At 34.9% G+C, this 22,985-nt stretch carries 22 protein-coding genes and 1 other annotated feature; of the genes, 21 read left to right on the forward strand and 1 reads right to left on the reverse strand.

Annotated features, from left to right (window positions below):
• Positions 1 to 107 precede the first annotated feature (107 nt).
• The 21 genes from cysE (at position 108) to tuf (ending at position 21,585) form a co-directional block, all read left to right on the forward strand.
• Positions 108 to 737, forward strand: a complete 630-nt coding sequence (cysE, locus tag ACO6VN_RS14945; RefSeq protein ID WP_172457920.1) for a serine O-acetyltransferase — start codon at positions 108 to 110, stop codon at positions 735 to 737.
• Complete coding sequence (gene cysS / locus ACO6VN_RS14950; protein ID WP_070519070.1) at positions 721 to 2,121, forward strand: cysteine--tRNA ligase; 1,401 nt, start codon at positions 721 to 723, stop codon at positions 2,119 to 2,121. The genes cysE and cysS overlap by 17 nt, the downstream gene beginning before the upstream one ends.
• Position 2,122: 1 nt before the next feature.
• Complete coding sequence (locus tag ACO6VN_RS14955; protein WP_061544332.1) at positions 2,123 to 2,509, forward strand: Mini-ribonuclease 3; 387 nt, start codon at positions 2,123 to 2,125, stop codon at positions 2,507 to 2,509.
• 8 nt (positions 2,510 to 2,517) lie between these two features.
• Positions 2,518 to 3,267, forward strand: a complete 750-nt coding sequence (rlmB, locus tag ACO6VN_RS14960; protein WP_037541103.1) for a 23S rRNA (guanosine(2251)-2'-O)-methyltransferase RlmB — start codon at positions 2,518 to 2,520, stop codon at positions 3,265 to 3,267.
• On the forward strand, positions 3,264 to 3,794 hold the full coding sequence (locus ACO6VN_RS14965) for an NYN domain-containing protein (protein WP_265848483.1): 531 nt from the start codon (positions 3,264 to 3,266) through the stop codon (positions 3,792 to 3,794). The genes rlmB and ACO6VN_RS14965 overlap by 4 nt, the downstream gene beginning before the upstream one ends.
• A gap of 67 nt (positions 3,795 to 3,861) precedes the next feature.
• Positions 3,862 to 4,452: a sigma-70 family RNA polymerase sigma factor gene (locus ACO6VN_RS14970; RefSeq protein WP_265848484.1), complete on the forward strand. Its 591-nt coding sequence runs from the start codon at positions 3,862 to 3,864 to the stop codon at positions 4,450 to 4,452.
• A gap of 80 nt (positions 4,453 to 4,532) precedes the next feature.
• A complete protein-coding gene (gene rpmG, locus ACO6VN_RS14975; protein ID WP_049336738.1) occupies positions 4,533 to 4,676 on the forward strand; it encodes a 50S ribosomal protein L33 in 144 nt (47 codons plus the stop codon).
• Between the two features lie 43 nt (positions 4,677 to 4,719).
• A complete protein-coding gene (gene secE / locus ACO6VN_RS14980; protein WP_017175313.1) occupies positions 4,720 to 4,920 on the forward strand; it encodes a preprotein translocase subunit SecE in 201 nt (66 codons plus the stop codon).
• Positions 4,921 to 4,937: 17 nt separating this feature from the next.
• Positions 4,938 to 5,486, forward strand: a complete 549-nt coding sequence (gene nusG / locus ACO6VN_RS14985) for a transcription termination/antitermination protein NusG (RefSeq protein WP_017175314.1) — start codon at positions 4,938 to 4,940, stop codon at positions 5,484 to 5,486.
• Between the two features lie 186 nt (positions 5,487 to 5,672).
• Positions 5,673 to 6,095 carry a 50S ribosomal protein L11 gene (rplK, locus tag ACO6VN_RS14990; RefSeq protein WP_001832298.1) on the forward strand — a complete coding sequence of 141 codons (423 nt, stop codon included), beginning with the start codon at positions 5,673 to 5,675 and terminating at the stop codon, positions 6,093 to 6,095.
• 206 nt (positions 6,096 to 6,301) lie between these two features.
• Complete coding sequence (gene rplA, locus ACO6VN_RS14995; protein WP_017175315.1) at positions 6,302 to 6,997, forward strand: 50S ribosomal protein L1; 696 nt, start codon at positions 6,302 to 6,304, stop codon at positions 6,995 to 6,997.
• 128 nt (positions 6,998 to 7,125) lie between these two features.
• Positions 7,126 to 7,279: a sequence feature (ribosomal protein L10 leader region), on the forward strand.
• 30 nt (positions 7,280 to 7,309) lie between these two features.
• Positions 7,310 to 7,810 (forward strand): 50S ribosomal protein L10, encoded by a 501-nt coding sequence (gene rplJ, locus ACO6VN_RS15000; protein WP_002449049.1) that lies wholly within the window; start codon positions 7,310 to 7,312, stop codon positions 7,808 to 7,810.
• 39 nt (positions 7,811 to 7,849) lie between these two features.
• Positions 7,850 to 8,218 (forward strand): 50S ribosomal protein L7/L12, encoded by a 369-nt coding sequence (gene rplL / locus ACO6VN_RS15005; RefSeq protein ID WP_002488409.1) that lies wholly within the window; start codon positions 7,850 to 7,852, stop codon positions 8,216 to 8,218.
• Between the two features lie 171 nt (positions 8,219 to 8,389).
• A complete protein-coding gene (locus ACO6VN_RS15010) occupies positions 8,390 to 8,998 on the forward strand; it encodes a class I SAM-dependent methyltransferase (RefSeq protein ID WP_002449036.1) in 609 nt (202 codons plus the stop codon).
• Between the two features lie 203 nt (positions 8,999 to 9,201).
• The gene (gene rpoB, locus ACO6VN_RS15015) at positions 9,202 to 12,753 is read left to right on the forward strand and encodes a DNA-directed RNA polymerase subunit beta (protein ID WP_002449020.1); all 3,552 of its coding nucleotides are present in this window, start codon (positions 9,202 to 9,204) and stop codon (positions 12,751 to 12,753) included.
• Between the two features lie 162 nt (positions 12,754 to 12,915).
• Positions 12,916 to 16,536 (forward strand): DNA-directed RNA polymerase subunit beta', encoded by a 3,621-nt coding sequence (gene rpoC / locus ACO6VN_RS15020; RefSeq protein WP_048761998.1) that lies wholly within the window; start codon positions 12,916 to 12,918, stop codon positions 16,534 to 16,536.
• 147 nt (positions 16,537 to 16,683) lie between these two features.
• Complete coding sequence (locus ACO6VN_RS15025; protein ID WP_070859263.1) at positions 16,684 to 16,944, forward strand: ribosomal L7Ae/L30e/S12e/Gadd45 family protein; 261 nt, start codon at positions 16,684 to 16,686, stop codon at positions 16,942 to 16,944.
• Between the two features lie 89 nt (positions 16,945 to 17,033).
• Positions 17,034 to 17,447, forward strand: a complete 414-nt coding sequence (gene rpsL / locus ACO6VN_RS15030) for a 30S ribosomal protein S12 (protein ID WP_016931318.1) — start codon at positions 17,034 to 17,036, stop codon at positions 17,445 to 17,447.
• Between the two features lie 69 nt (positions 17,448 to 17,516).
• Positions 17,517 to 17,987, forward strand: coding sequence for a 30S ribosomal protein S7 (gene rpsG / locus ACO6VN_RS15035; protein ID WP_001137495.1), 471 nt, complete (start codon positions 17,517 to 17,519; stop codon positions 17,985 to 17,987).
• 121 nt (positions 17,988 to 18,108) lie between these two features.
• A complete protein-coding gene (fusA, locus tag ACO6VN_RS15040; RefSeq protein WP_017175320.1) occupies positions 18,109 to 20,190 on the forward strand; it encodes an elongation factor G in 2,082 nt (693 codons plus the stop codon).
• Positions 20,191 to 20,400: 210 nt separating this feature from the next.
• Positions 20,401 to 21,585 carry an elongation factor Tu gene (gene tuf, locus ACO6VN_RS15045; RefSeq protein ID WP_017175321.1) on the forward strand — a complete coding sequence of 395 codons (1,185 nt, stop codon included), beginning with the start codon at positions 20,401 to 20,403 and terminating at the stop codon, positions 21,583 to 21,585.
• A gap of 182 nt (positions 21,586 to 21,767) precedes the next feature.
• On the opposite strand, the gene ACO6VN_RS15050 is transcribed toward tuf, so the two are convergent.
• On the reverse strand, positions 21,768 to 22,934 hold the full coding sequence (locus tag ACO6VN_RS15050; RefSeq protein ID WP_017175322.1) for a M20 family metallopeptidase: 1,167 nt from the start codon (positions 22,932 to 22,934) through the stop codon (positions 21,768 to 21,770).
• Positions 22,935 to 22,985: the final 51 nt, after the last annotated feature.

Below are 22,985 nucleotides of genomic sequence, written 5' to 3' on the forward strand. Positions count from 1 at the left end.
CAGTTAATGTTAGGGGCGCTTTTTTTAAATATTTGAATTATTATACATGGACTGTAAGATATTCATAATATATAGAAAATGGGGAGGCGAGCGTCTTGATAAAAAGAATGAAAGATGATGTAAAAATGGTATTTGAACAAGACCCTGCAGCACGTACAACATTTGAAGTAATCACAACTTATGCAGGCTTGCATGCGGTATGGAGTCACTTAATTGCACATAAATTATATAATAAAAAACACTACGTTTTGGCGAGAATGATTTCACAAGTATCTCGCTTTTTTACAGGAATTGAAATTCATCCTGGAGCAAAAATCGGAAAACGTCTATTTATTGATCATGGTATGGGTGTAGTCATTGGTGAAACATGTACGATTGGAGATAACGTAACTATTTATCAAGGCGTGACACTTGGTGGTACAGGTAAACAAAAAGGAAAGCGTCATCCAGATATTGGAGATAATGTTTTAATTGCAGCAGGATCAAAGGTTTTAGGAAATATCCAAATTGATTCTAATGTTAATATTGGTGCGAATTCAGTAGTCTTACAATCTGTGCCAAGTTATACAACAGTTGTAGGCATTCCAGGTCATATTGTTAAACAAGAAGGAAAACGAATTGGGAAGACATTTGATCATCGTAATTTGCCTGATCCTTTATTTGAACAAATTAAGCAACTAGAACGACAATTGGAAAAAGCTAAGAATGGAGAGATTAAAGATGATTACATTATATAATACTTTAACACGTCAAAAAGAGGTGTTTAAGCCTATTGAGCCTGGTAAGGTAAAAATGTATGTATGTGGACCTACAGTGTATAATTACATTCATATTGGTAATGCCCGTCCAGCAATTAATTATGACGTGGTACGTCGATATTTTGAATATAAAGGCTATACGGTTGATTACGTATCTAATTTTACTGATGTAGATGATAAACTCATTAATCGGTCTAAAGAATTAAATGAAAGTGTGCCAGAAATTGCTGATCGATATATCAAGGCATTCTATGAAGATGTAGGGGCACTTAATGTTAAAAGAGCGACATCTAATCCGCGAGTAATGAATCATATGGATGAAATCATTGACTTCATTAAACAACTTGTAGATGAAGGTTATGCATATGAAAGTAATGGAGATGTGTATTTTAGAACCCGTAAATTTGATGGATATGGTAAATTAAGTCATCAGTCTATTGATGATTTAAAAGTTGGCGCTCGTATAGAAGCAGGTGAACAAAAAGAGGATGCATTGGACTTTACGCTATGGAAAAAGGCAAAACCTGGAGAAATTAGTTGGGAGAGCCCATTTGGACAAGGACGTCCAGGATGGCATATTGAATGCTCTGTAATGGCTTATCATGAATTGGGAAAAACAATTGATATCCATGCAGGAGGATCAGATTTACAATTTCCACATCATGAAAATGAAATAGCGCAATCTGAAGCACACAATCACGCGCCTTTTGCTAATTATTGGATGCATAATGGTTTTATTAATATAGATAATGAAAAAATGAGTAAATCATTAGGTAACTTTATTTTAGTACACGATATTATTAAAGAAATTGATCCAGATGTATTACGTTTCTTCATGATCAGTGTTCATTATAGAAGTCCAATCAACTATAACGTTGAATTAGTAAATGCTGCTAAAAGTGGATTAGAGCGTATACGTAATAGTTATCAATTAATTAAAGAAAGAGAAGCAATCGCAACTGATTTAGAAACACAAACAGACTATATTGATCAAATTAATGATATTTTAAAACAATTTGAAGCTGTAATGGATGATGATTTTAATACAGCAAATGCTGTAACTGCATGGTATGATTTATCGAAATTAGCTAATAAATATGTGTTAGAAAATACAACATCTACTAAAGTAATTCAGCGCTTTAAAGAAGTATATCACATTTTTAGTGACGTATTAGGTGTGCCATTAGAAGGAAAAGAAAATGATGTATTACTTGATGAAGACATAGAAAAACTTATCGAAGAACGTAATGAAGCACGTAAAAATAAAAATTTTGCTCGAGCTGACGAAATTAGAGATATGCTAAAAGAACAAAATATTATTCTTGAAGATACGCCTCAAGGTGTAAGATTTAGAAGGGGTTAATATGGATGTAAAGCTATTAAACCCATTAACGTTAGCTTATATGGGAGATGCTGTATTAGACCAGCATGTACGTGAATATATTGTGCTTAAATTACAAAGTAAACCGAATCGCTTACACCAAGTATCGAAACAATATGTGTCTGCAAAAAGCCAAGCACAAACGCTCGAGGTATTAATAACAAAAGAATGGTTTACTGAAGAAGAACTAGATATTGTTAGAAGAGGCCGTAACGCTAAAAGTTATACGAAAGCTAAAAATACAGATGTACAAACGTATCGTAAAAGTTCAGGTTTAGAAGCTGTTATAGGATTTCTTTATTTAGACCATCGAAATGAACGATTAGATGCGTTACTTGATACGATTGTACAAATTGTTGATGAAAGGTAGTGAACATAGTGGAAGATATCGTTATTGTCGGTAGACACGCTGTTAAAGAAGCAATTGTGTCTGGTCATACAATAAATAAAATTTGGATACAAGAAGGAATAAGAAAGCAGCAAATTAATGATATTTTAAAAAATGCTAAAGCACAGAAATTGATTATACAAACTGTTCCAAAATCCAAATTAGATAATTTAGCAAATGCACCTCATCAAGGTGTAGCTGCACTGATTGCACCATACGAATATGCAGATTTTGATCAGTTTATTCAATCTCAAAAAGAAAAAGAAGGCCTTTCTACAATAATTATTTTAGATGGTTTAGAAGACCCACATAATCTTGGTTCGATCATTAGAACGGCAGATGCAAGTGGAGTAGATGGAGTGATTATCCCTAAGAGACGTTCTGTTGCGCTCACACAAACTGTCGCAAAAGCGTCAACAGGTGCGATTCAACATGTCCCAGTGATGCGTGTTACAAATTTATCAAAAACAATTGATGAGCTGAAAGATAATGGATATTGGGTAGCAGGAGCTGAAGCGGATAATGCTACAGATTATCGCAATATGGCTGCTGATATGCCATTGGCTATCGTAATTGGTAGTGAAGGGCAAGGTATGAGTAGATTGGTTAAAGATAAATGTGATTTCTATATTAAAATTCCTATGGTAGGCCATGTTAATAGCTTAAATGCTTCTGTAGCTGCTAGTTTAATGATGTATGAAGTCTATCGAAAACGACATCAAATTGGAGACACCCAATGAAAGATAGATATCTAATTATTGATGGTTACAATATGATTGGTCAATCAAGGGAATTGAATAAAGTAGCAAGAGAAAGTTTAGAGGAAGCACGTGAACAACTCTTAGATGTGATTGCCAATTACAATGCAGTTGTCGCTGATGAGATTGTATGTGTATTTGATGCATATGAACAATCTGGTATAGAAAGAGAATACATGTATCATGGTGTTAAAACAGTTTTTACGAAAGAAAAAGAAACTGCAGATAGCTATATTGAGCGTTATGTATATAATTTATACAATAAACATACGACACATATTACAGTAGTGACTAGCGATATGAGCGAGCAACATGCTATTTTTGGAGCAGGTGCATATCGTGTTTCATCTAGAGAAATGTGGCGAGATTTAAAAGAGAATGCAATGACGGTTAGTAAATCAGTAGATGATTTTAATGAACGTAAACCAAGAACTCGAATTTCGTTATCAAAAGATGTACTTGCAGAATTTGAAAAAATACGACGAGGATATGGTAAAAAACATAAATAATACAGTCTTGATATTTAAAAGATGCGTCTTATACAATGTGCCTAACTTATAAAGAAAGGTTTTGTATATGACTTATCATTTTCGACAACTAGAAGATATATTTAAAGCTTTTCAATATAGCCAAAATACATTGGAGAAAGAACAGTTATTCGCAAATATAATGAATGTGATACGTCCTAAACTTATGATGAAGTTTAGAATGCTAGGTATAGATCATCAAGAACTGGAAGATTTAATTCAAGATACCTCGTTAAAGATATATTTAGCTTTATACACATTTAATTTTAATACGAATGTTCCATTCGAACATTATTTAAATCGTTTAGTTTATTCTGTAAAAAAAGATTTTTGGAGAAAACGTTATGCGTTTAATCAACGTCAACAATTGTTAATCAATGAATGTGTAGTAGAATATCGTTTGAATCAAATGATAAAAAGGACGGAAGAACTATATTTAACTAGATTAAGTAAAGAAGACTTGATAGATAGTTTTAAGAAGTTAAGTATGTTTGAAAGAGAAGTTGCAAATTTACTTCTACTTGATTATTCCCCATCAGAAATAGCGAAAAGACTAAATGTAAAAGATAAAGTAGTTTACAATAGTATTCAACGTTGTAAAATAAAAATGAAACAATATTTATTAAAATACAAATGTTAAGTATTTTAGTACGAGTTTGACAGTTTATTATAAGTTTATGTATAGTATACTGGTATTAATATGAGCAAAGGTGAATTGATGTGAGAAAAGTACCTTTAGTTTGTGAAATGTGTGGTAGCAGAAATTATAATGTACCTAAAAAAGAAACATCAGCTAAGAGATTACAACTGAAGAAATATTGTTCCAGATGTAATGAACACACGATGCATAAAGAATCAAAGTAATGAGTTTATAAGTATATACTTTGAAGAGCATGGAGGTAAGGTTATGGCTAAAGATAAAGACGCAAGTAAGAATAAAGAAAGTTTCTTCCAAGGCGTTAAAAGCGAAATGGAAAAAACAAGTTGGCCTACGAAAGAAGAACTTTTTAAATATACTGTCATTGTAGTAGCTACAGTAATTTTCTTTATGGTCTTTTTCTGGGTATTAGACGTAGGTATTGGTAATTTAATTGAATTATTTAGATAAGAGTAAGGAGTGACAACATGTCTGAAGAAGTTGGGACTAAGCGTTGGTACGCAGTGCATACGTATTCTGGATATGAAAATAAAGTTAAAAAGAATTTAGAAAAAAGAGTAGAATCAATGAATATGACAGAGCAAATTTTTAGAGTTGTCATACCTGAAGAGGAAGAAACACAAGTTAAAGATGGGAAAGCAAAAAAACAAGTTAAAAAGACATTTCCTGGGTATGTTTTAGTAGAACTTATTATGACAGATGAATCATGGTATGTTGTACGTAATACACCAGGTGTCACAGGATTTGTTGGTTCAGCAGGTGCAGGTTCAAAACCTAATCCATTACTTCCTGAAGAAATGAGATTTATCTTAAAACAAATGGGACTTAAAGAAAAAACAATTGATGTAGAATTAGATGTAGGTGAACAAGTCCGCATCAAATCAGGACCATTTGCAAATCAAGTTGGTGAAGTTCAAGAAATCGAAGCAGATAAATTTAAATTAACTGTATTAGTCGATATGTTTGGTAGAGAAACACCAGTTGAAGTAGAATTCGATCAAATAGAAAAATTATAATCATTTTAAATTATAAAGTATGATTTGCTTAAAAAGATGAAATTTTACTATTGATTTTTAATTAAGTTTAATGTTAAAATAATGTGGTCGCGTTTTTAGAACGCTCATTTCGTCACGAAATGTTTATGAGTGGGAGGGCAAAACTGAGCCCTGTGACCACATCACGATATCAAGGAGGTGCACATCGTGGCTAAAAAAGTAGAAAAAGTAGTTAAATTACAAATTCCTGCAGGTAAAGCGAACCCAGCACCACCAGTTGGTCCAGCATTAGGTCAAGCAGGTGTGAACATCATGGGATTCTGTAAAGAATTCAATGCACGTACACAAGAACAAGCAGGTTTAATCATTCCGGTAGAAATCAGTGTATATGAAGATCGTTCATTTACATTCATTACTAAAACTCCACCGGCTCCAGTACTACTTAAAAAAGCAGCTGGCGTTGAAAAAGGTTCTGGTGAACCAAACAAAACTAAAGTTGCTACAGTAACTAAAGATCAAGTACGTGAAATTGCTCAAACAAAAATGCAAGACTTAAACGCTGCAGACGAAGAAGCAGCTATGCGTATTATCGAAGGTACTGCACGTAGTATGGGTATCACTGTACAATAATTATTAAATGAAAATGAGTTTGAATTTGAAATAAACTGATAGACGATAGCAGGTAACAGAAACGACAACATATATTGTCTATGATTAGTCTTTAGTAAATTAATATTTATTATTGACATCATCTGTTATCTGCTCTTAACTTGTGTAAATCACACAAGTAAGCGTGGGAGGAAATTCCGCTAAAACCACTAAAGGAGGAACAATAAATGGCTAAAAAAGGTAAAAAGTATCAAGAAGCAGCTAATAAAGTTGACCGTACTAAATACTATAGTGTTGAAGAAGCAATTAAATTAGCTAAAGAAACTAGTATCGCTAACTTTGATGCATCAGTTGAAGTAGCATTCCGTTTAGGTATTGATACACGTAAAAATGACCAACAAATCCGTGGTGCAGTAGTGCTACCAAACGGTACTGGTAAATCACAACGTGTATTAGTTTTCGCTAAAGGTGATAAAATTACAGAAGCAGAAGAAGCAGGCGCAGATTACGTAGGTGAATCTGAATATGCTCAAAAAATCCAACAAGGTTGGTTCGACTTTGACGTAGTAGTAGCTACACCTGACATGATGGGTGAAGTTGGTAAATTAGGTCGTGTATTAGGACCTAAAGGTTTAATGCCAAACCCTAAAACTGGTACAGTAACTATGGACGTTAAAAAAGCTGTAGAAGAAATTAAAGCTGGTAAAGTTGAATATCGTGCTGAAAAAGCAGGTATCGTACATGCTACGATTGGTAAAGTATCTTTCGACGAAGAAAAATTAGTTGAAAACTTTAATGCTTTACAAGATGTTTTAGCTAAAGCTAAACCAGCATCTGCTAAAGGTACTTACTTCAAATCTGTTGCTGTAACTACAACAATGGGTCCTGGAGTTAAAGTAGATACTTCAGCATTTAAACTTTAATTTTAAATATATTAATAGATTATAGACTGGTAGATAATAATTGCTTATTTTGAAAAAGATAAGATACATTTTCTTCCAGTCTTTTTTCAAAAAAACAATTGACATATTACAATAAACAAGTTATATTATTTATTGTGATTATTTTACCTAAGACAGTAGGAGTTAATTTTTAACTTAAAACAATATCCTACCGAGGCTAAAATTGACTTGAACGTGATGATTATTATAATGATCTTTCAAGCACTTTTTGCCGTGGGTAGAAAGTGCTTTTTTTATTAAAAAAGCACCAAAAATAAAAATGGAGGTGTCTGAATGTCTGCTATTATTGAAGCTAAAAAACAACAAGTTGACGTTATCGCTGAGCAACTTAAAAATTCAGTTTCAACTGTTATCGTGGACTACCGTGGTTTAACTGTTGCGGAAGTAACTGATTTACGTGCTCAATTACGTGAAGCTGGTGTTGAGTATAAAGTATACAAAAACACATTAGTTCGTCGTGCAGCTGAAAAAGCAGGTATCGAAGGCTTAGATGAATTCTTAACTGGTCCTACAGCTATCGCTACAACTACTGATGATGTAGTTGCTCCAGCGAAAGTGATCTCAGGATTTGCTAAAGAACATGAAGCTTTAGAAATTAAAACAGGCGTTATGGAAGGTAACGTTATCTCAGCAGAAGAAGTTAAAACTGTTGGTTCATTACCTTCACACGATGGTCTTGTATCTATGCTTTTATCAGTATTACAAGCTCCAGTACGCAACTTCGCTTATGCGGTTAAAGCTGTTGGAGAACAAAAAGAAGAAAGCGCTGAATAATTGCGCATAAAATTTTAAAATAAATGGAGGAATAATAAAATGGCTAATCAAGAACAAATCATTGAAGCAATTAAAGAAATGTCAGTATTAGAATTAAACGATTTAGTAAAAGCAATTGAAGAAGAATTTGGTGTAACAGCAGCAGCTCCTGTAGCAGCAGCTGGTGCAGCTGGTGGCGGAGACGCTGGCGCAGAAAAAACTGAATTTGACGTTGAATTAACTTCAGCTGGATCTTCAAAAATCAAAGTTGTTAAAGCAGTTAAAGAAGCAACTGGCTTAGGCTTAAAAGACGCTAAAGAATTAGTAGACAACGCTCCTAAAGTAATCAAAGAAGCTGTTGCTAAAGAAGATGCTGAAAAACTTAAAGAACAATTAGAAGAAGTTGGAGCTACTGTAGAATTAAAATAATTCTAGTATCTTAACTTAATATATAAGTAAATCATTTTAACTTAGTCACTTTAGAGTGAAAGCGTTAATGATTACTTGCATTCTTTGAGAAATTAAAACCCCGTTATTGTTGATAACGGGGTTTTAATTCATTTTCTAATAAAATTGATGAACAAATAAAGAGGTGAAATCATGAGTCACTATTATGATGAAAATCCTGAAGTACAAAGTGATGAAAAAACAATTCAATACTTTTATCATAAATCTCAGTTAAAACTAACGACAGATGCGGGCGTTTTTTCAAAAGGAAAAGTAGATTTTGGGTCTGATTTATTAGTACAAACGTTTTTAAATGAACATCCACCAGGTCCAAGTAAACGTATCATTGATGTTGGCTGTGGTTATGGTCCTATTGGTTTAATGATTGCTAAAGTGTCACCACACCATCAAATGACTATGGTGGATGTGAATCATCGAGCTTTACATTTAGCTGAAAAGAACAAAAAGCAAAATCAAATTGATAATGTCATCATTACAGAAAGTGATGGTTTGTCACAAGTTGAGAATGAATACTTTGACTTTGTATTAACAAATCCACCAATTAGAGCTGGGAAAAATGTTGTTCATCGAATCTTTGAAGAAGCATATCAAAAGCTAAAAAATCAAGGTGAACTCTATGTTGTCATTCAGAAAAAGCAAGGTATGCCTTCTGCTAAAAAGAAAATGGAAGAAATATTTAATAATGTAGAAACTGTGAACAAAAGTAAAGGGTACTATATATTGAAGAGCCAAAAAGGTTGATTTCAAAATGGTATTCTGATATAGTTATAAAATGTAAAAATTTATGTTCAACAAGTGTGTACTTTTACGCAAATTGAGCACGATAAACAAGAATAAGAGAAGAATCGAAAATGGTGTCATCAATTGTGTTGCCGTTTTCTTTTTGTCTTGTTATGTGAAATTTTGTGTATAAGTTCAACACAATATTTGAGGGGTGAATCTGTTTGGCAGGTCAAGTTGTCCAATATGGAAGACATCGTAAACGTAGAAATTATGCGAGAATTTCAGAAGTATTAGAATTACCTAACTTAATAGAAATTCAAACTAAATCTTATGACTGGTTCTTAAAAGAAGGTTTATTAGAAATGTTCCGTGATATTTCACCAATTGAAGATTTCACTGGAAACCTATCTTTAGAATTTGTGGATTATAGATTAGGTGAACCAAAATATGATTTAGAAGAATCAAAAAACCGTGACGCTACTTATGCTGCACCTCTTCGTGTTAAAGTACGTCTCATTATCAAAGAAACTGGTGAAGTTAAAGAACAAGAAGTTTTCATGGGTGACTTCCCATTGATGACGGATACTGGTACGTTCGTAATTAATGGTGCAGAACGTGTTATCGTTTCACAATTAGTACGTTCACCATCAGTATATTTTAATGAAAAAATAGATAAAAATGGACGTGAAAATTACGACGCAACGATTATTCCAAACCGTGGTGCGTGGTTAGAATATGAAACAGATGCTAAAGACATCGTTTACGTTCGAATTGATAGAACACGTAAATTACCTTTAACAGTATTATTACGTGCTTTAGGATTCTCTAGTGATCAAGAAATTATCGATTTATTAGGAGATAGTGAATACTTACGTAATACGCTTGAAAAAGATAGTACTGAAAATACTGAACAAGCTTTATTAGAAATCTATGAACGTTTACGTCCTGGTGAACCACCAACAGTTGAAAACGCAAAAAGCTTATTATATTCACGTTTCTTCGACCCTAAACGCTATGATTTAGCAAGTGTTGGTCGCTATAAAACAAATAAAAAGTTACACCTAAAACATCGTTTATTTAACCAAAAATTAGCTGAACCAATCGTTGACAGCGAAACAGGTGAAATTGTTGCTGAAGAAGGAACAGTTTTAGATCGTCGTAAATTAGACGAAATTATGAATGTTTTAGAGTCAAATGCAAACAGTGAAGTGTTCGAGTTAGAAGGTAGCGTTATTGATGAACCTGTAGAAATTCAATCAATTAAAGTGTATGTTCCAAATGATGAAGAAGAACGCACTACAACAGTGATTGGTAATGCATTACCTGATTCAGAAGTGAAATGTATTACACCAGCAGATATTATTGCCTCAATGAGTTATTTCTTTAACTTATTGAATGGTATTGGTTATACAGATGATATTGACCATTTAGGTAATCGTCGTTTACGTTCAGTAGGTGAACTGTTACAAAACCAATTCCGAATTGGTTTATCTAGAATGGAACGTGTCGTTCGCGAAAGAATGTCTATTCAAGATACTGATTCAATTACACCACAACAATTAATTAATATTAGACCTGTAATTGCTTCAATTAAAGAATTCTTTGGTAGTTCTCAATTGTCTCAATTCATGGACCAAGCTAACCCATTAGCAGAGTTAACACATAAACGTCGTCTTTCTGCTTTAGGACCTGGTGGTTTAACACGTGAACGTGCACAAATGGAAGTTCGTGACGTACACTATTCTCACTATGGTCGTATGTGTCCAATTGAGACACCAGAGGGACCAAACATTGGTTTAATTAACTCATTATCTAGTTATGCACGTGTAAATGAATTTGGTTTTATCGAAACACCATATCGTAAAGTAGATATTGATACAAATTCAATTACTGATCAAATTGATTATTTAACTGCTGATGAAGAAGATAGCTATGTAGTTGCACAAGCCAATTCTCGTTTAGATGAAAATGGTCGTTTCCTAGATGATGAAGTGGTATGTCGTTTCCGTGGTAACAATACTGTTATGGCAAAAGAAAAAATGGACTACATGGATGTATCACCTAAACAAGTAGTATCAGCAGCGACAGCTTGTATCCCATTCCTTGAAAACGATGACTCTAACCGTGCGTTAATGGGTGCGAACATGCAACGTCAAGCAGTACCATTGATGAATCCTGAAGCTCCATTTGTGGGTACAGGTATGGAACATGTGGCAGCTCGTGACTCTGGTGCAGCAATTACTGCAAAACATAGAGGTCGTGTTGAACATGTTGAGTCTAATGAAATCCTAGTTCGTCGTTTAGTTGAGGAAAATGGAACTGAACATGAAGGCGAATTAGACCGTTACCCATTAGCTAAATTTAAACGTTCAAACTCTGGTACTTGTTATAACCAACGTCCAATCGTTTCTGTAGGTGACGTTGTAGAATACAATGAAATTTTAGCTGATGGTCCTTCAATGGAATTAGGAGAAATGGCATTAGGTCGTAACGTCGTTGTAGGTTTCATGACTTGGGACGGATATAACTATGAGGATGCCGTTATCATGAGTGAACGATTAGTTAAAGACGATGTATATACTTCAATTCATATTGAAGAATACGAATCTGAAGCACGTGATACTAAATTAGGACCTGAAGAAATTACACGTGATATTCCTAACGTTTCTGAAAATGCACTTAAAAACTTAGACGATCGTGGTATTATATACGTCGGTGCAGAAGTTAAAGATGGAGATATCTTAGTTGGTAAAGTAACGCCAAAAGGTGTCACAGAATTAACTGCAGAAGAACGATTATTACACGCTATCTTTGGTGAAAAAGCAAGAGAAGTTCGCGATACTTCATTACGTGTGCCACATGGTGCAGGTGGTATCGTTCTAGACGTTAAAGTATTTAATCGTGAAGAAGGCGATGATACTTTATCACCAGGTGTGAACCAACTTGTTCGTGTATATATCGTTCAAAAACGTAAAATCCATGTTGGGGATAAAATGTGTGGTCGTCATGGTAACAAAGGGGTTATCTCTAAGATTGTTCCTGAAGAAGATATGCCTTACTTACCAGATGGACGTCCAATCGATATCATGTTAAACCCACTAGGTGTACCATCACGTATGAACATTGGACAAGTTTTAGAGTTACATTTAGGTATGGCTGCTAAAAACTTAGGTATTCATGTTGCTTCTCCAGTATTCGATGGTGCAAACGACGATGATGTATGGTCTACAATCGAAGAGGCTGGTATGGCACGTGATGGTAAAACAGTATTATATGATGGACGTACTGGTGAACCATTCGATAATCGTATTTCTGTTGGAGTAATGTATATGCTTAAACTTGCTCACATGGTTGACGATAAATTGCATGCGCGTTCAACTGGACCTTACTCACTTGTTACACAACAACCACTTGGCGGTAAAGCACAATTCGGTGGACAACGTTTCGGTGAGATGGAGGTATGGGCACTTGAAGCTTATGGTGCAGCATACACATTACAAGAAATCTTAACTTATAAATCTGACGATACTGTAGGTCGTGTTAAAACATACGAATCTATCGTTAAAGGTGAAAACATTTCAAGACCAAGTGTTCCTGAATCATTCCGAGTATTGATGAAAGAATTACAAAGTTTAGGTTTAGATGTAAAAGTTATGGATGAACATGATAATGAAATCGAAATGGCCGATGTTGATGATGAAGATGCAACTGAGCGCAAAGTAGATTTACAACAAAAAGATGTTCCAGAAACTCAAAAAGAAACTAACGAATAATAAAATTATAAATTTAAGATGAATAAACATGAGTTGCGTAATTTTAATCTCATCAAGATTTAGATTGCGCACTGATGTGCATCTTATGTATGTGATGTCAGTTTCAGTAAATGTAAATCAATCAAATAGCACAGCTAATCTAAATTGAAGGAGGTAGGCTCCTTGATTGATGTAAATAATTTCCATTATATGAAAATCGGTTTAGCCTCACCTGAAAAAATCCGTTCTTGGTCATATGGTGAAGTGAAAAAACCAGAAACAATTAACTATCGTACTTTGAAACCTGAGAAAGATGGTCTTTTCTGTGAAAGAATTTTTGGACCTACAAAAGACTGGGAGTGTAGTTGTGGTAAGTACAAACGTGTACGCTACAAAGGCATGGTTTGTGACCGTTGTGGTGTAGAAGTCACAAAATCTAAAGTTCGTCGTGAAAGAATGGGTCATATTGAATTAGCAGCACCTGTTTCTCACATTTGGTACTTTAAAGGTATCCCAAGTCGTATGGGTCTTTTATTAGATATGTCTCCAAGATCATTAGAAGAAGTTATTTATTTTGCTTCTTATGTGGTTGTAGATCCAGGTCCAACTGGATTAGAGAAAAAATCATTATTATCTGAAGCTGAATTCAGAGAATATTATGATAAATACCCAGGTCAATTTGTAGCAAAAATGGGTGCAGAAGGTATTAAAGACCTATTAGAAGAAATTGACTTAGATGAAGAATTAAAAGCATTACGTGATGAATTAGAATCAGCAACTGGACAAAGATTAACACGTGCAATTAAACGTTTAGAAGTTGTGGAATCATTTAGAAATTCTGGAAATAATCCTTCATGGATGATTTTAGATGTACTACCAATTATTCCACCAGAAATTCGTCCTATGGTTCAATTAGATGGTGGACGTTTTGCAACAAGTGATTTAAATGATTTATATCGTCGTGTTATTAACCGTAATAATCGTTTGAAACGTTTATTAGATCTTGGTGCTCCTGGTATCATCGTTCAAAACGAAAAACGTATGTTACAAGAAGCAGTAGATGCACTAATCGATAATGGTCGTCGTGGTCGTCCAGTAACTGGTCCAGGTAATAGACCATTGAAATCTTTATCACATATGTTAAAAGGTAAACAAGGTCGTTTCCGTCAAAACTTACTTGGTAAACGTGTTGACTACTCAGGTCGTTCAGTTATCGCGGTAGGACCAAACTTAAAAATGTATCAATGTGGTCTTCCAAAAGAAATGGCACTTGAATTATTTAAACCTTTCGTCATGAAAGAATTAGTTCAACGTGAAATCGCAACAAACATTAAAAATGCGAAAAGTAAAATTGAACGCATGGATGATGAAGTATGGGATGTATTAGAAGATGTCATTAAAGAACACCCAGTATTACTTAACCGTGCGCCAACGCTTCACAGATTAGGTATTCAAGCTTTCGAACCTACTTTAGTAGAAGGGCGTGCAATCCGTTTACATCCACTTGTAACAACAGCTTATAACGCTGACTTTGATGGTGACCAAATGGCGGTACACGTACCATTATCTAAAGAAGCACAAGCTGAAGCACGTATGTTAATGTTAGCGGCACAAAATATCTTGAACCCTAAAGATGGTAAACCAGTTGTTACACCATCACAAGATATGGTATTAGGTAACTATTACTTAACTTTAGAACGTAAAGATGCTGTAAATACTGGTATAATCTTTAATGATACAAATGAAGTACTTAAAGCATATGCAAATGGTTATGTTCATCTACACACTCGTATAGGTTTACATGCGCGTTCACTTAATAACCCTACATTTACAGAAGAACAAAATAATAAAATTTTAGCTACTTCTGTAGGTAAAGTGATCTTTAATGAAATCATTCCAGATTCATTTGCATATATTAATGAGCCTACTCAAGAAAACTTAGAAGATAAAACACCTGATAAATATTTTGTTGATCCAACACAATTAGGTGAAGGTGGTCTTAAAGCTTACTTCGAAGAGCAAGAACTTACTGCACCTTTCAACAAAAAATTCTTAGGTAATATTATTGCTGAAGTATTTAACAGATTTAGCATCACAGATACATCAATGATGCTTGACCGCATGAAAGACTTAGGATTCAAGTTCTCATCTAAAGCTGGTATTACAGTTGGTGTATCTGATATCGTAGTACTTCCAGATAAACAACAAATTTTAGATGAACACGAAAAATTAGTAGAACGTGTATCTAAACAATTTAATCGTGGTTTAATCACTGAAGATGAACGTTACAATGCAGTTGTTGAAATTTGGACAGATGCTAAAGATCAAATTCAAGGCGAATTAATGCAATCACTTGAAAAAACAAACCCAATCTTTATGATGAGTGACTCAGGTGCCCGTGGTAACGCATCTAACTTCACACAATTAGCCGGTATGCGTGGATTAATGGCTGCGCCATCAGGTAAAATTATTGAGTTACCAATTACTTCATCATTCCGTGAAGGTTTAACAGTATTAGAATACTTCATCTCAACTCATGGTGCGCGTAAAGGTCTTGCCGATACAGCACTTAAAACAGCCGATTCAGGTTATCTTACTCGTCGTCTTGTTGATGTTGCACAAGATGTTATCGTTCGTGAAGAAGATTGTGGTACGGACCGTGGTTTATTAGTTTCTGATATTAAAGAAGGTACAGAAATGATTGAACCATTTATCGAACGTATTGAAGGCCGTTATTCTAAAGAAACAATTCGTCATCCTGAAACGGATGAAATCATTATTCGTCCTGATGAATTAATCACACCTGAAATTGCTAAGAAAATTACAGATGCAGGTATTGAAAAAATGTATATCCGTTCAGCATTTACATGTAATACTCGTCATGGTGTATGTGAAAAATGTTACGGTAAAAACCTTGCTACAGGTGAAAAAGTTGAAGTAGGTGAAGCAGTTGGTACTATTGCCGCTCAATCAATTGGTGAGCCTGGTACCCAACTTACAATGCGTACTTTCCATACAGGTGGGGTAGCAGGAAGCGATATCACTCAAGGTCTTCCACGTATCCAAGAGATCTTTGAAGCACGTAACCCTAAAGGTCAAGCGGTAATTACTGAAATCGAAGGTGTCGTTGAAGATATTAAATTAGCAAAAGATCGTCAACAAGAAATTGTGATTAAAGGTGCTAATGAAACAAGATCTTATCTTGCTTCAGGTACTTCAAGAATTAAAGTAGAAATTGGCCAATCAGTAGAACGTGGAGAAGTATTAACTGAAGGTTCTATTGAACCTAAGAACTTCTTAGCTGTTGCTGGTTTAAACGCGACTGAAAGCTACTTACTTAAAGAAGTGCAAAAAGTTTATCGTATGCAAGGTGTAGAAATTGATGATAAACACGTTGAAGTAATGGTTAGACAAATGTTACGTAAAGTAAGAATTATTGAAGCTGGTGACACTAAACTTCTACCAGGTTCATTAGTAGATATTCATAACTTTACTGATGCAAATAGAGAAGCGTTTAAAGAACGTAAACGCCCAGCTACTGCAAAACCAGTATTACTTGGTATTACTAAAGCATCTCTTGAAACAGAAAGCTTCTTATCTGCGGCTTCATTCCAAGAAACTACTCGTGTACTTACTGATGCTGCTATTAAAGGTAAACGCGATGACTTACTTGGACTTAAAGAGAATGTTATTATCGGTAAACTTATCCCAGCTGGTACAGGTATGAGACGTTATAGTGACGTTAAATACGATAAAGTGGGTACTCCAGTTGCTGAAGCTGACGAAGCAGAAGTGACTGAGTAATTAATGTGAAAGTAACTTGGAACTTTAATTTGTTCCAAGTTCTTTTCTTTTAATATTTACAGAAAATGATAAAAAATGTTGACTAATTATTATATAAAGTGTTATTATTGTAAAGGTTGATGCAAGCAGAACTTTGGAGGATATTTAATGTCTAATGAAAAAGTTGCACGCTTTAACAAACAACATTTTGTAGTTGGTCTTAAACAAACGTTAAAAGCGTTGAAAAAAGATCAAGTTGCATCATTGATTATTGCTAAAGATGTTGAGATATACTTATTAGCTCAAGTATTTAGCCAAATCAATCATAAAAGCATACCGATTACTTATTTCGAAAGCAAATCGACTTTAGGAAAAGCAGTAGGTATTAATGTTAATGCGACAATTGTTGCGTTATTGAATGAGAATTAGTAAGTTTTTACACTTACTAAATTTTATTTAACCTAAAAATGAACCACCTGGATGTGTGGAATTAAAAAATGAAGAGAGGAGGACATTCAATGCCAACTATTAATCAATTAGTACGTAAACCTAGACAAAGTAAATCTAAAAAATCAGATTCACCAGCGTTAAACAGAGGTTTCAATAGTAAAAAGAAACAATTTACTAACTTAAACTCACCTCAAAAACGTGGTGTTTGTACTCGTGTAGGTACAATGACACCTAAAAAACCTAACTCAGCGTTACGTAAATACGCTCGTGTGCGTTTATCAAACAACATTGAAATCAACGCATACATTCCTGGTATCGGCCATAACTTACAAGAACACAGTGTTGTACTTGTACGTGGTGGACGTGTAAAAGACTTACCTGGTGTGCGTTACCATATTGTACGTGGTGCACTTGATACTTCAGGTGTAGACGGACGTAGACAAGGACGTTCATTATACGGAACTAAAAAACCTAAAAATTAAGTTTAAGATTGTGTAAATTTTACTATCAATTTTTAAGAATATATTATAATAGGAAGGGAGGACTTTATAATGCCTCGTAAAGGATCAGTACCTAAAAGAGACGTATTACCAGATCCAATTCATAACTCTAAGTTAGTTACAAAATTAATTAACAAAATTATGTTAGATGGTAAACGCGGAACAGCACAAAGAATTCTTTATTCTGCATTTGACCTTGTAGAACAACGCAGTGGTCGTGATGCTTTAGAAGTATTCGAAGAAGCTATTAACAACATTATGCCAGTATTAGAAGTAAAAGCGCGTCGTGTAGGTGGTTCAAACTACCAAGTACCTGTTGAGGTGCGCCCAGAACGTCGTACAACTTTAGGATTACGTTGGTTAGTAAACTACGCTCGTCTTCGTGGTGAAAAAACTATGGAAGATCGTTTAGCTAACGAAATCTTAGATGCTGCTAATAATACAGGTGGTGCAGTCAAAAAACGTGAGGACACTCACAAAATGGCTGAAGCGAACAAAGCATTCGCTCACTATCGTTGGTAAGATTGAAGCTTTAACCCTGAGTGTGTTCCGTCATATTGGTTTACCAAGTAAAATGGTTCATGCTTAGGGCATCGCCATATTCTATAGTACTTATTCAGTAATAACTGGAAGGAGAAAAACAATGGCTAGAGAATTTTCTTTGAAAAACACTCGTAATATCGGTATCATGGCTCACATCGATGCTGGTAAAACTACAACGACTGAACGTATTCTTTATTATACAGGTCGTATCCACAAAATTGGTGAAACACATGAAGGTGCTTCACAAATGGACTGGATGGAACAAGAACAAGATCGTGGTATTACAATCACATCAGCTGCAACAACAGCTTCTTGGAAAGACCACCGTGTTAACATTATCGATACACCAGGACACGTAGACTTCACTGTAGAAGTTGAACGTTCATTACGTGTACTTGACGGTGCGGTTACTGTACTTGATGCTCAATCAGGTGTAGAACCTCAAACTGAAACTGTTTGGCGTCAAGCTACTACTTATGGTGTTCCTCGTATTGTATTTGTTAACAAAATGGATAAACTTGGTGCAAACTTTGAGTATTCAGTAAGTACATTACATGATCGCTTACAAGCAAATGCAGCACCTATCCAATTACCAATTGGTGCCGAAGATGAATTTGAAGCAATCATTGACTTAGTTGAAATGAAATGTTTCAAATATACAAATGACTTAGGTACAGAAATTGAAGAAATTGAAATTCCTGAAGATCACAAAGAAAGAGCTGAAGAAGCTCGTTCTAATTTAATCGAAGCAGTTGCAGAAACTAGCGACGAATTAATGGAAAAATATCTTGGTGACGAAGAAATTTCAGTAGCTGAATTAAAAAATGCTATCCGTCAAGCAACTACTGACGTAGAATTCTACCCAGTACTTTGTGGTACAGCATTCAAAAACAAAGGTGTTCAATTAATGCTTAATGCAGTAATTGATTACTTACCATCACCATTAGATGTTAAACCTATCGTAGGTCATCGTGCTGAAAATCCTGATGAAGAAGTCATTGCAAAAGCTGACGATAATGCTGAATTCGCAGCGTTAGCTTTCAAAGTTATGACTGACCCTTATGTTGGTAAATTAACTTTCTTCCGTGTATATTCAGGTACGTTAACATCTGGTTCATACGTTAAAAACTCAACAAAAGATAAACGTGAACGTGTAGGTCGTTTATTACAAATGCATGCGAACTCTCGTCAAGAAATTGACACTGTTTACTCAGGAGATATCGCTGCAGCTGTAGGTCTTAAAGAAACAGGTACTGGTGACACTTTATGTGGTGAGAAAAATGACATTATCTTGGAATCAATGGAATTCCCAGAACCAGTTATTCACTTATCAGTAGAACCTAAGTCTAAAGCTGACCAAGATAAAATGACTCAAGCTTTAGTTAAATTACAAGAAGAAGACCCTACTTTCCATGCACATACTGACGAAGAAACTGGACAAGTTATCATCGGTGGTATGGGTGAGTTACACTTAGATATCTTAGTAGACCGTATGAAAAAAGAATTCAACGTTGAATGTAACGTAGGTGCACCAATGGTTTCATATCGTGAAACATTTAAACAATCTGCTCAAGTTCAAGGTAAATTCTCTCGTCAATCAGGTGGTCGTGGACAATATGGTGATGTTCATATTGAATTCACTCCAAATGAAACTGGCGCAGGTTTCGAATTCGAAAACGCTATCGTTGGTGGTGTAGTTCCTCGTGAATACATTCCATCAGTTGAAGCTGGTCTTAAAGATGCTATGGAAAACGGTGTATTAGCTGGTTATCCATTAATTGATGTTAAAGCTAAATTATTTGATGGTTCATACCATGATGTCGATTCATCAGAAATGGCCTTCAAAATTGCTGCATCATTAGCACTTAAAGAAGCTGCTAAGAAATGTGATCCAGTTATCTTAGAACCAATGATGAAAGTTACAATCGAAATGCCTGAAGAATACATGGGCGATATCATGGGTGACGTAACAGCTCGTCGTGGACGTGTTGATGGTATGGAACCACGTGGTAACGCACAAGTTGTTAACGCTTATGTACCACTTTCAGAAATGTTTGGTTACGCAACTTCATTACGTTCTAACACTCAAGGTCGCGGTACTTACACTATGTACTTTGACCATTATGCAGAAGTTCCAAAATCAATTGCTGAAGAAATCATCAAAAAAAATAAAGGTGAATAATATAACTTGTTTTAACTAGTAAATCTAGGTAAAATACAGCTTGAGCTTATTAATTAAGCATTCATCTTTATGAATTGATTTTTTATCCAAAATGCATTATAAAAGAACTATGAATTCTTTTTAGAACAATCATTATGTCTCATGATAGTGAGTAACTATCATGAGAGATAATATTGAAATAACTTTAACTAGAATAGGAGAGATTTAATAATGGCAAAAGAAAAATTTGATCGCTCAAAAGAACATGCCAATATTGGTACTATCGGTCACGTTGACCATGGTAAAACTACTTTAACAGCTGCTATCGCAACTGTATTAGCTAAAAATGGTGACACTGTAGCACAATCATATGACATGATTGACAACGCTCCAGAAGAAAAAGAACGTGGTATTACAATCAATACTGCACACATCGAATATCAAACTGACAAACGTCACTATGCTCACGTTGACTGCCCAGGACACGCTGACTATGTTAAAAACATGATCACTGGTGCTGCTCAAATGGACGGTGGTATCTTAGTAGTATCTGCTGCTGACGGTCCAATGCCACAAACTCGTGAACACATTCTTTTATCACGTAACGTTGGTGTACCAGCATTAGTAGTATTCTTAAACAAAGTTGACATGGTTGACGATGAAGAATTATTAGAATTAGTTGAAATGGAAGTACGTGACTTATTATCTGAATACGACTTCCCAGGTGACGACGTACCTGTAATCGCTGGTTCAGCTTTAAAAGCTTTAGAAGGCGATGCTCAATACGAAGAAAAAATCTTAGAATTAATGCAAGCAGTTGATGATTACATTCCAACTCCAGAACGTGACTCTGATAAACCATTCATGATGCCAGTTGAGGACGTATTCTCAATCACTGGTCGTGGTACTGTTGCTACAGGCCGTGTTGAACGTGGTCAAATCAAAGTTGGTGAAGAAGTTGAAATTATTGGTATCAAAGAAACTTCTAAAACAACTGTTACTGGTGTAGAAATGTTCCGTAAATTATTAGACTACGCTGAAGCTGGTGACAACATCGGTGCTTTATTACGTGGTGTTGCTCGTGAAGATGTACAACGTGGTCAAGTATTAGCTGCTCCAGGTTCAATTACACCTCACACAAAATTCAAAGCAGACGTATACGTTTTATCAAAAGATGAAGGTGGACGTCATACTCCATTCTTCACTAACTATCGTCCACAATTCTATTTCCGTACTACTGACGTAACTGGTGTTGTTAACTTACCAGAAGGTACTGAAATGGTAATGCCTGGCGACAACGTTGAAATGACAGTAGAATTAATCGCTCCTATCGCGATTGAAGACGGTACTCGTTTCTCAATCCGTGAAGGTGGACGTACTGTAGGATCAGGCGTTGTAACTGAAATCTTCGAATAATTTATTATTTGATATAGAAGACTCCCAATAAGGGAGTCTTTTTTTATTTGAAAATAAGACTTAAGTTCACTGTACTTTTATTTAGTAAAAAATATTAATAAAACAGCCCATAGATAAATACTATCTATGAGCTGTTTCAATCGTTTATATTCTAAGGTTTACGATACATATTTAACAAAGAATTAAAAAACGCTTTCAAGTTCTAAGATTTTAAGAAATTCGCTTGCAGCATATTTAAATGCTGCTTCATCAATATCAAAATGCGGATTGTGATGTGGGGCTGTAATACCCTTATCAGCATTGCCACATCCAGTTAAGAAAAATGCACCAGGTCGGACTTTTAGATAGTGTGAAAAGTCTTCACCAATCATCATCAATTCTGATTTATTAAAACGTAAATGTAAATCATTTGCCGCTTGTTTAACTGTTTCATAAGCTTCTTCATGATTATGAACTGGTAAATACCCTCTAATATATTCCATGTCATAAGTGATATCATTCGCTAATGCAAGACCTTGTAATAACTTATCCATTTTCTCTTGAACATGAGCTTGCAGTTTTGTATCAAAGGTACGTACTGTCCCTTTGCAAAATGCTGAATCTGGAATAACACTATCAGAAGAACCTGCTTGTACCATACCAAAGGTTAATACTGCTTCTTTTACAGGATCAATGGTACGAGAAATGATTTTTTGAGCACTTAGTATAAACTCAGCCATAATTACAATTGGATCAATTGTTTCATGAGGTTTAGCCCCATGTCCTCCTTTACCTTTAATGGTAATCGAGAATTCATCTGGAGAAGCCATGATTGCACCTGGTCTTGAATAAATTGTACCAGTAGGATAGCCACTCCAAAGATGAGTACCATAAATTTTATCAACATCGTTTAAACAGCCATCATCAATCATTTCTTGAGAGCCACCTGGCATAATCTCTTCACCATATTGAAAAATAAATACAACATTTCCTTTTAATAAGTGACGATGTTCGTGAACAATTTCAGCAACACCTAATAAAATAGCAGTATGACCATCGTGACCACATGCATGCATAAAACCATCGTTTTTAGATTTATATGGAACGTCGTTTAATTCTTGGACTGGTAATGCATCGAAGTCTGCACGAAATGCAATAGTTGGGCCATTTTCTTTTCCTTTAAAAGTTGCTTTGATACCATTTCGTCCTACAGGTGACACAATCTCACAGTCTAAATGACTTAACTGATTGAGAATGTAGTTATGTGTCCACGTTTCTTCAAAAGAAGGCTCTGGATATTGATGCATATAACGACGCATTTGAATCATTCTATTTTCTTTTTCACTGGCTAATTGAAACCAATCAAACACATTGACCACTTCTTCCTAATTATTATGAACTTTAGTATAACAAATTCTACT

Origin of the sequence: Mammaliicoccus sp. JADD-157 (genome assembly GCF_049310805.1) — a bacterium.
Classification (GTDB): Bacteria; Bacillota; Bacilli; order Staphylococcales; family Staphylococcaceae; genus Mammaliicoccus; species Mammaliicoccus lentus.

What these genes read in the sequence shown, in the direction of transcription:
- cysE (WP_172457920.1), top strand. Translation starts at nt 108, where the DNA reads ATGAAAGATGATGTAAAAATGGTATTTGAACAAGACCCTGCAGCACGT.
- cysS (WP_070519070.1), top strand. Translation starts at nt 721, where the DNA reads ATGATTACATTATATAATACTTTAACACGTCAAAAAGAGGTGTTTAAG.
- ACO6VN_RS14955 (WP_061544332.1), top strand. Translation starts at nt 2,123, where the DNA reads ATGGATGTAAAGCTATTAAACCCATTAACGTTAGCTTATATGGGAGAT.
- ACO6VN_RS14965 (WP_265848483.1), top strand. Translation starts at nt 3,264, where the DNA reads ATGAAAGATAGATATCTAATTATTGATGGTTACAATATGATTGGTCAA.
- ACO6VN_RS14970 (WP_265848484.1), top strand. Translation starts at nt 3,862, where the DNA reads ATGACTTATCATTTTCGACAACTAGAAGATATATTTAAAGCTTTTCAA.
- secE (WP_017175313.1), top strand. Translation starts at nt 4,720, where the DNA reads ATGGCTAAAGATAAAGACGCAAGTAAGAATAAAGAAAGTTTCTTCCAA.
- nusG (WP_017175314.1), top strand. Translation starts at nt 4,938, where the DNA reads ATGTCTGAAGAAGTTGGGACTAAGCGTTGGTACGCAGTGCATACGTAT.
- rplA (WP_017175315.1), top strand. Translation starts at nt 6,302, where the DNA reads ATGGCTAAAAAAGGTAAAAAGTATCAAGAAGCAGCTAATAAAGTTGAC.
- rplJ (WP_002449049.1), top strand. Translation starts at nt 7,310, where the DNA reads ATGTCTGCTATTATTGAAGCTAAAAAACAACAAGTTGACGTTATCGCT.
- rplL (WP_002488409.1), top strand. Translation starts at nt 7,850, where the DNA reads ATGGCTAATCAAGAACAAATCATTGAAGCAATTAAAGAAATGTCAGTA.
- ACO6VN_RS15010 (WP_002449036.1), top strand. Translation starts at nt 8,390, where the DNA reads ATGAGTCACTATTATGATGAAAATCCTGAAGTACAAAGTGATGAAAAA.
- ACO6VN_RS15025 (WP_070859263.1), top strand. Translation starts at nt 16,684, where the DNA reads ATGTCTAATGAAAAAGTTGCACGCTTTAACAAACAACATTTTGTAGTT.
- rpsL (WP_016931318.1), top strand. Translation starts at nt 17,034, where the DNA reads ATGCCAACTATTAATCAATTAGTACGTAAACCTAGACAAAGTAAATCT.
- rpsG (WP_001137495.1), top strand. Translation starts at nt 17,517, where the DNA reads ATGCCTCGTAAAGGATCAGTACCTAAAAGAGACGTATTACCAGATCCA.
- fusA (WP_017175320.1), top strand. Translation starts at nt 18,109, where the DNA reads ATGGCTAGAGAATTTTCTTTGAAAAACACTCGTAATATCGGTATCATG.
- tuf (WP_017175321.1), top strand. Translation starts at nt 20,401, where the DNA reads ATGGCAAAAGAAAAATTTGATCGCTCAAAAGAACATGCCAATATTGGT.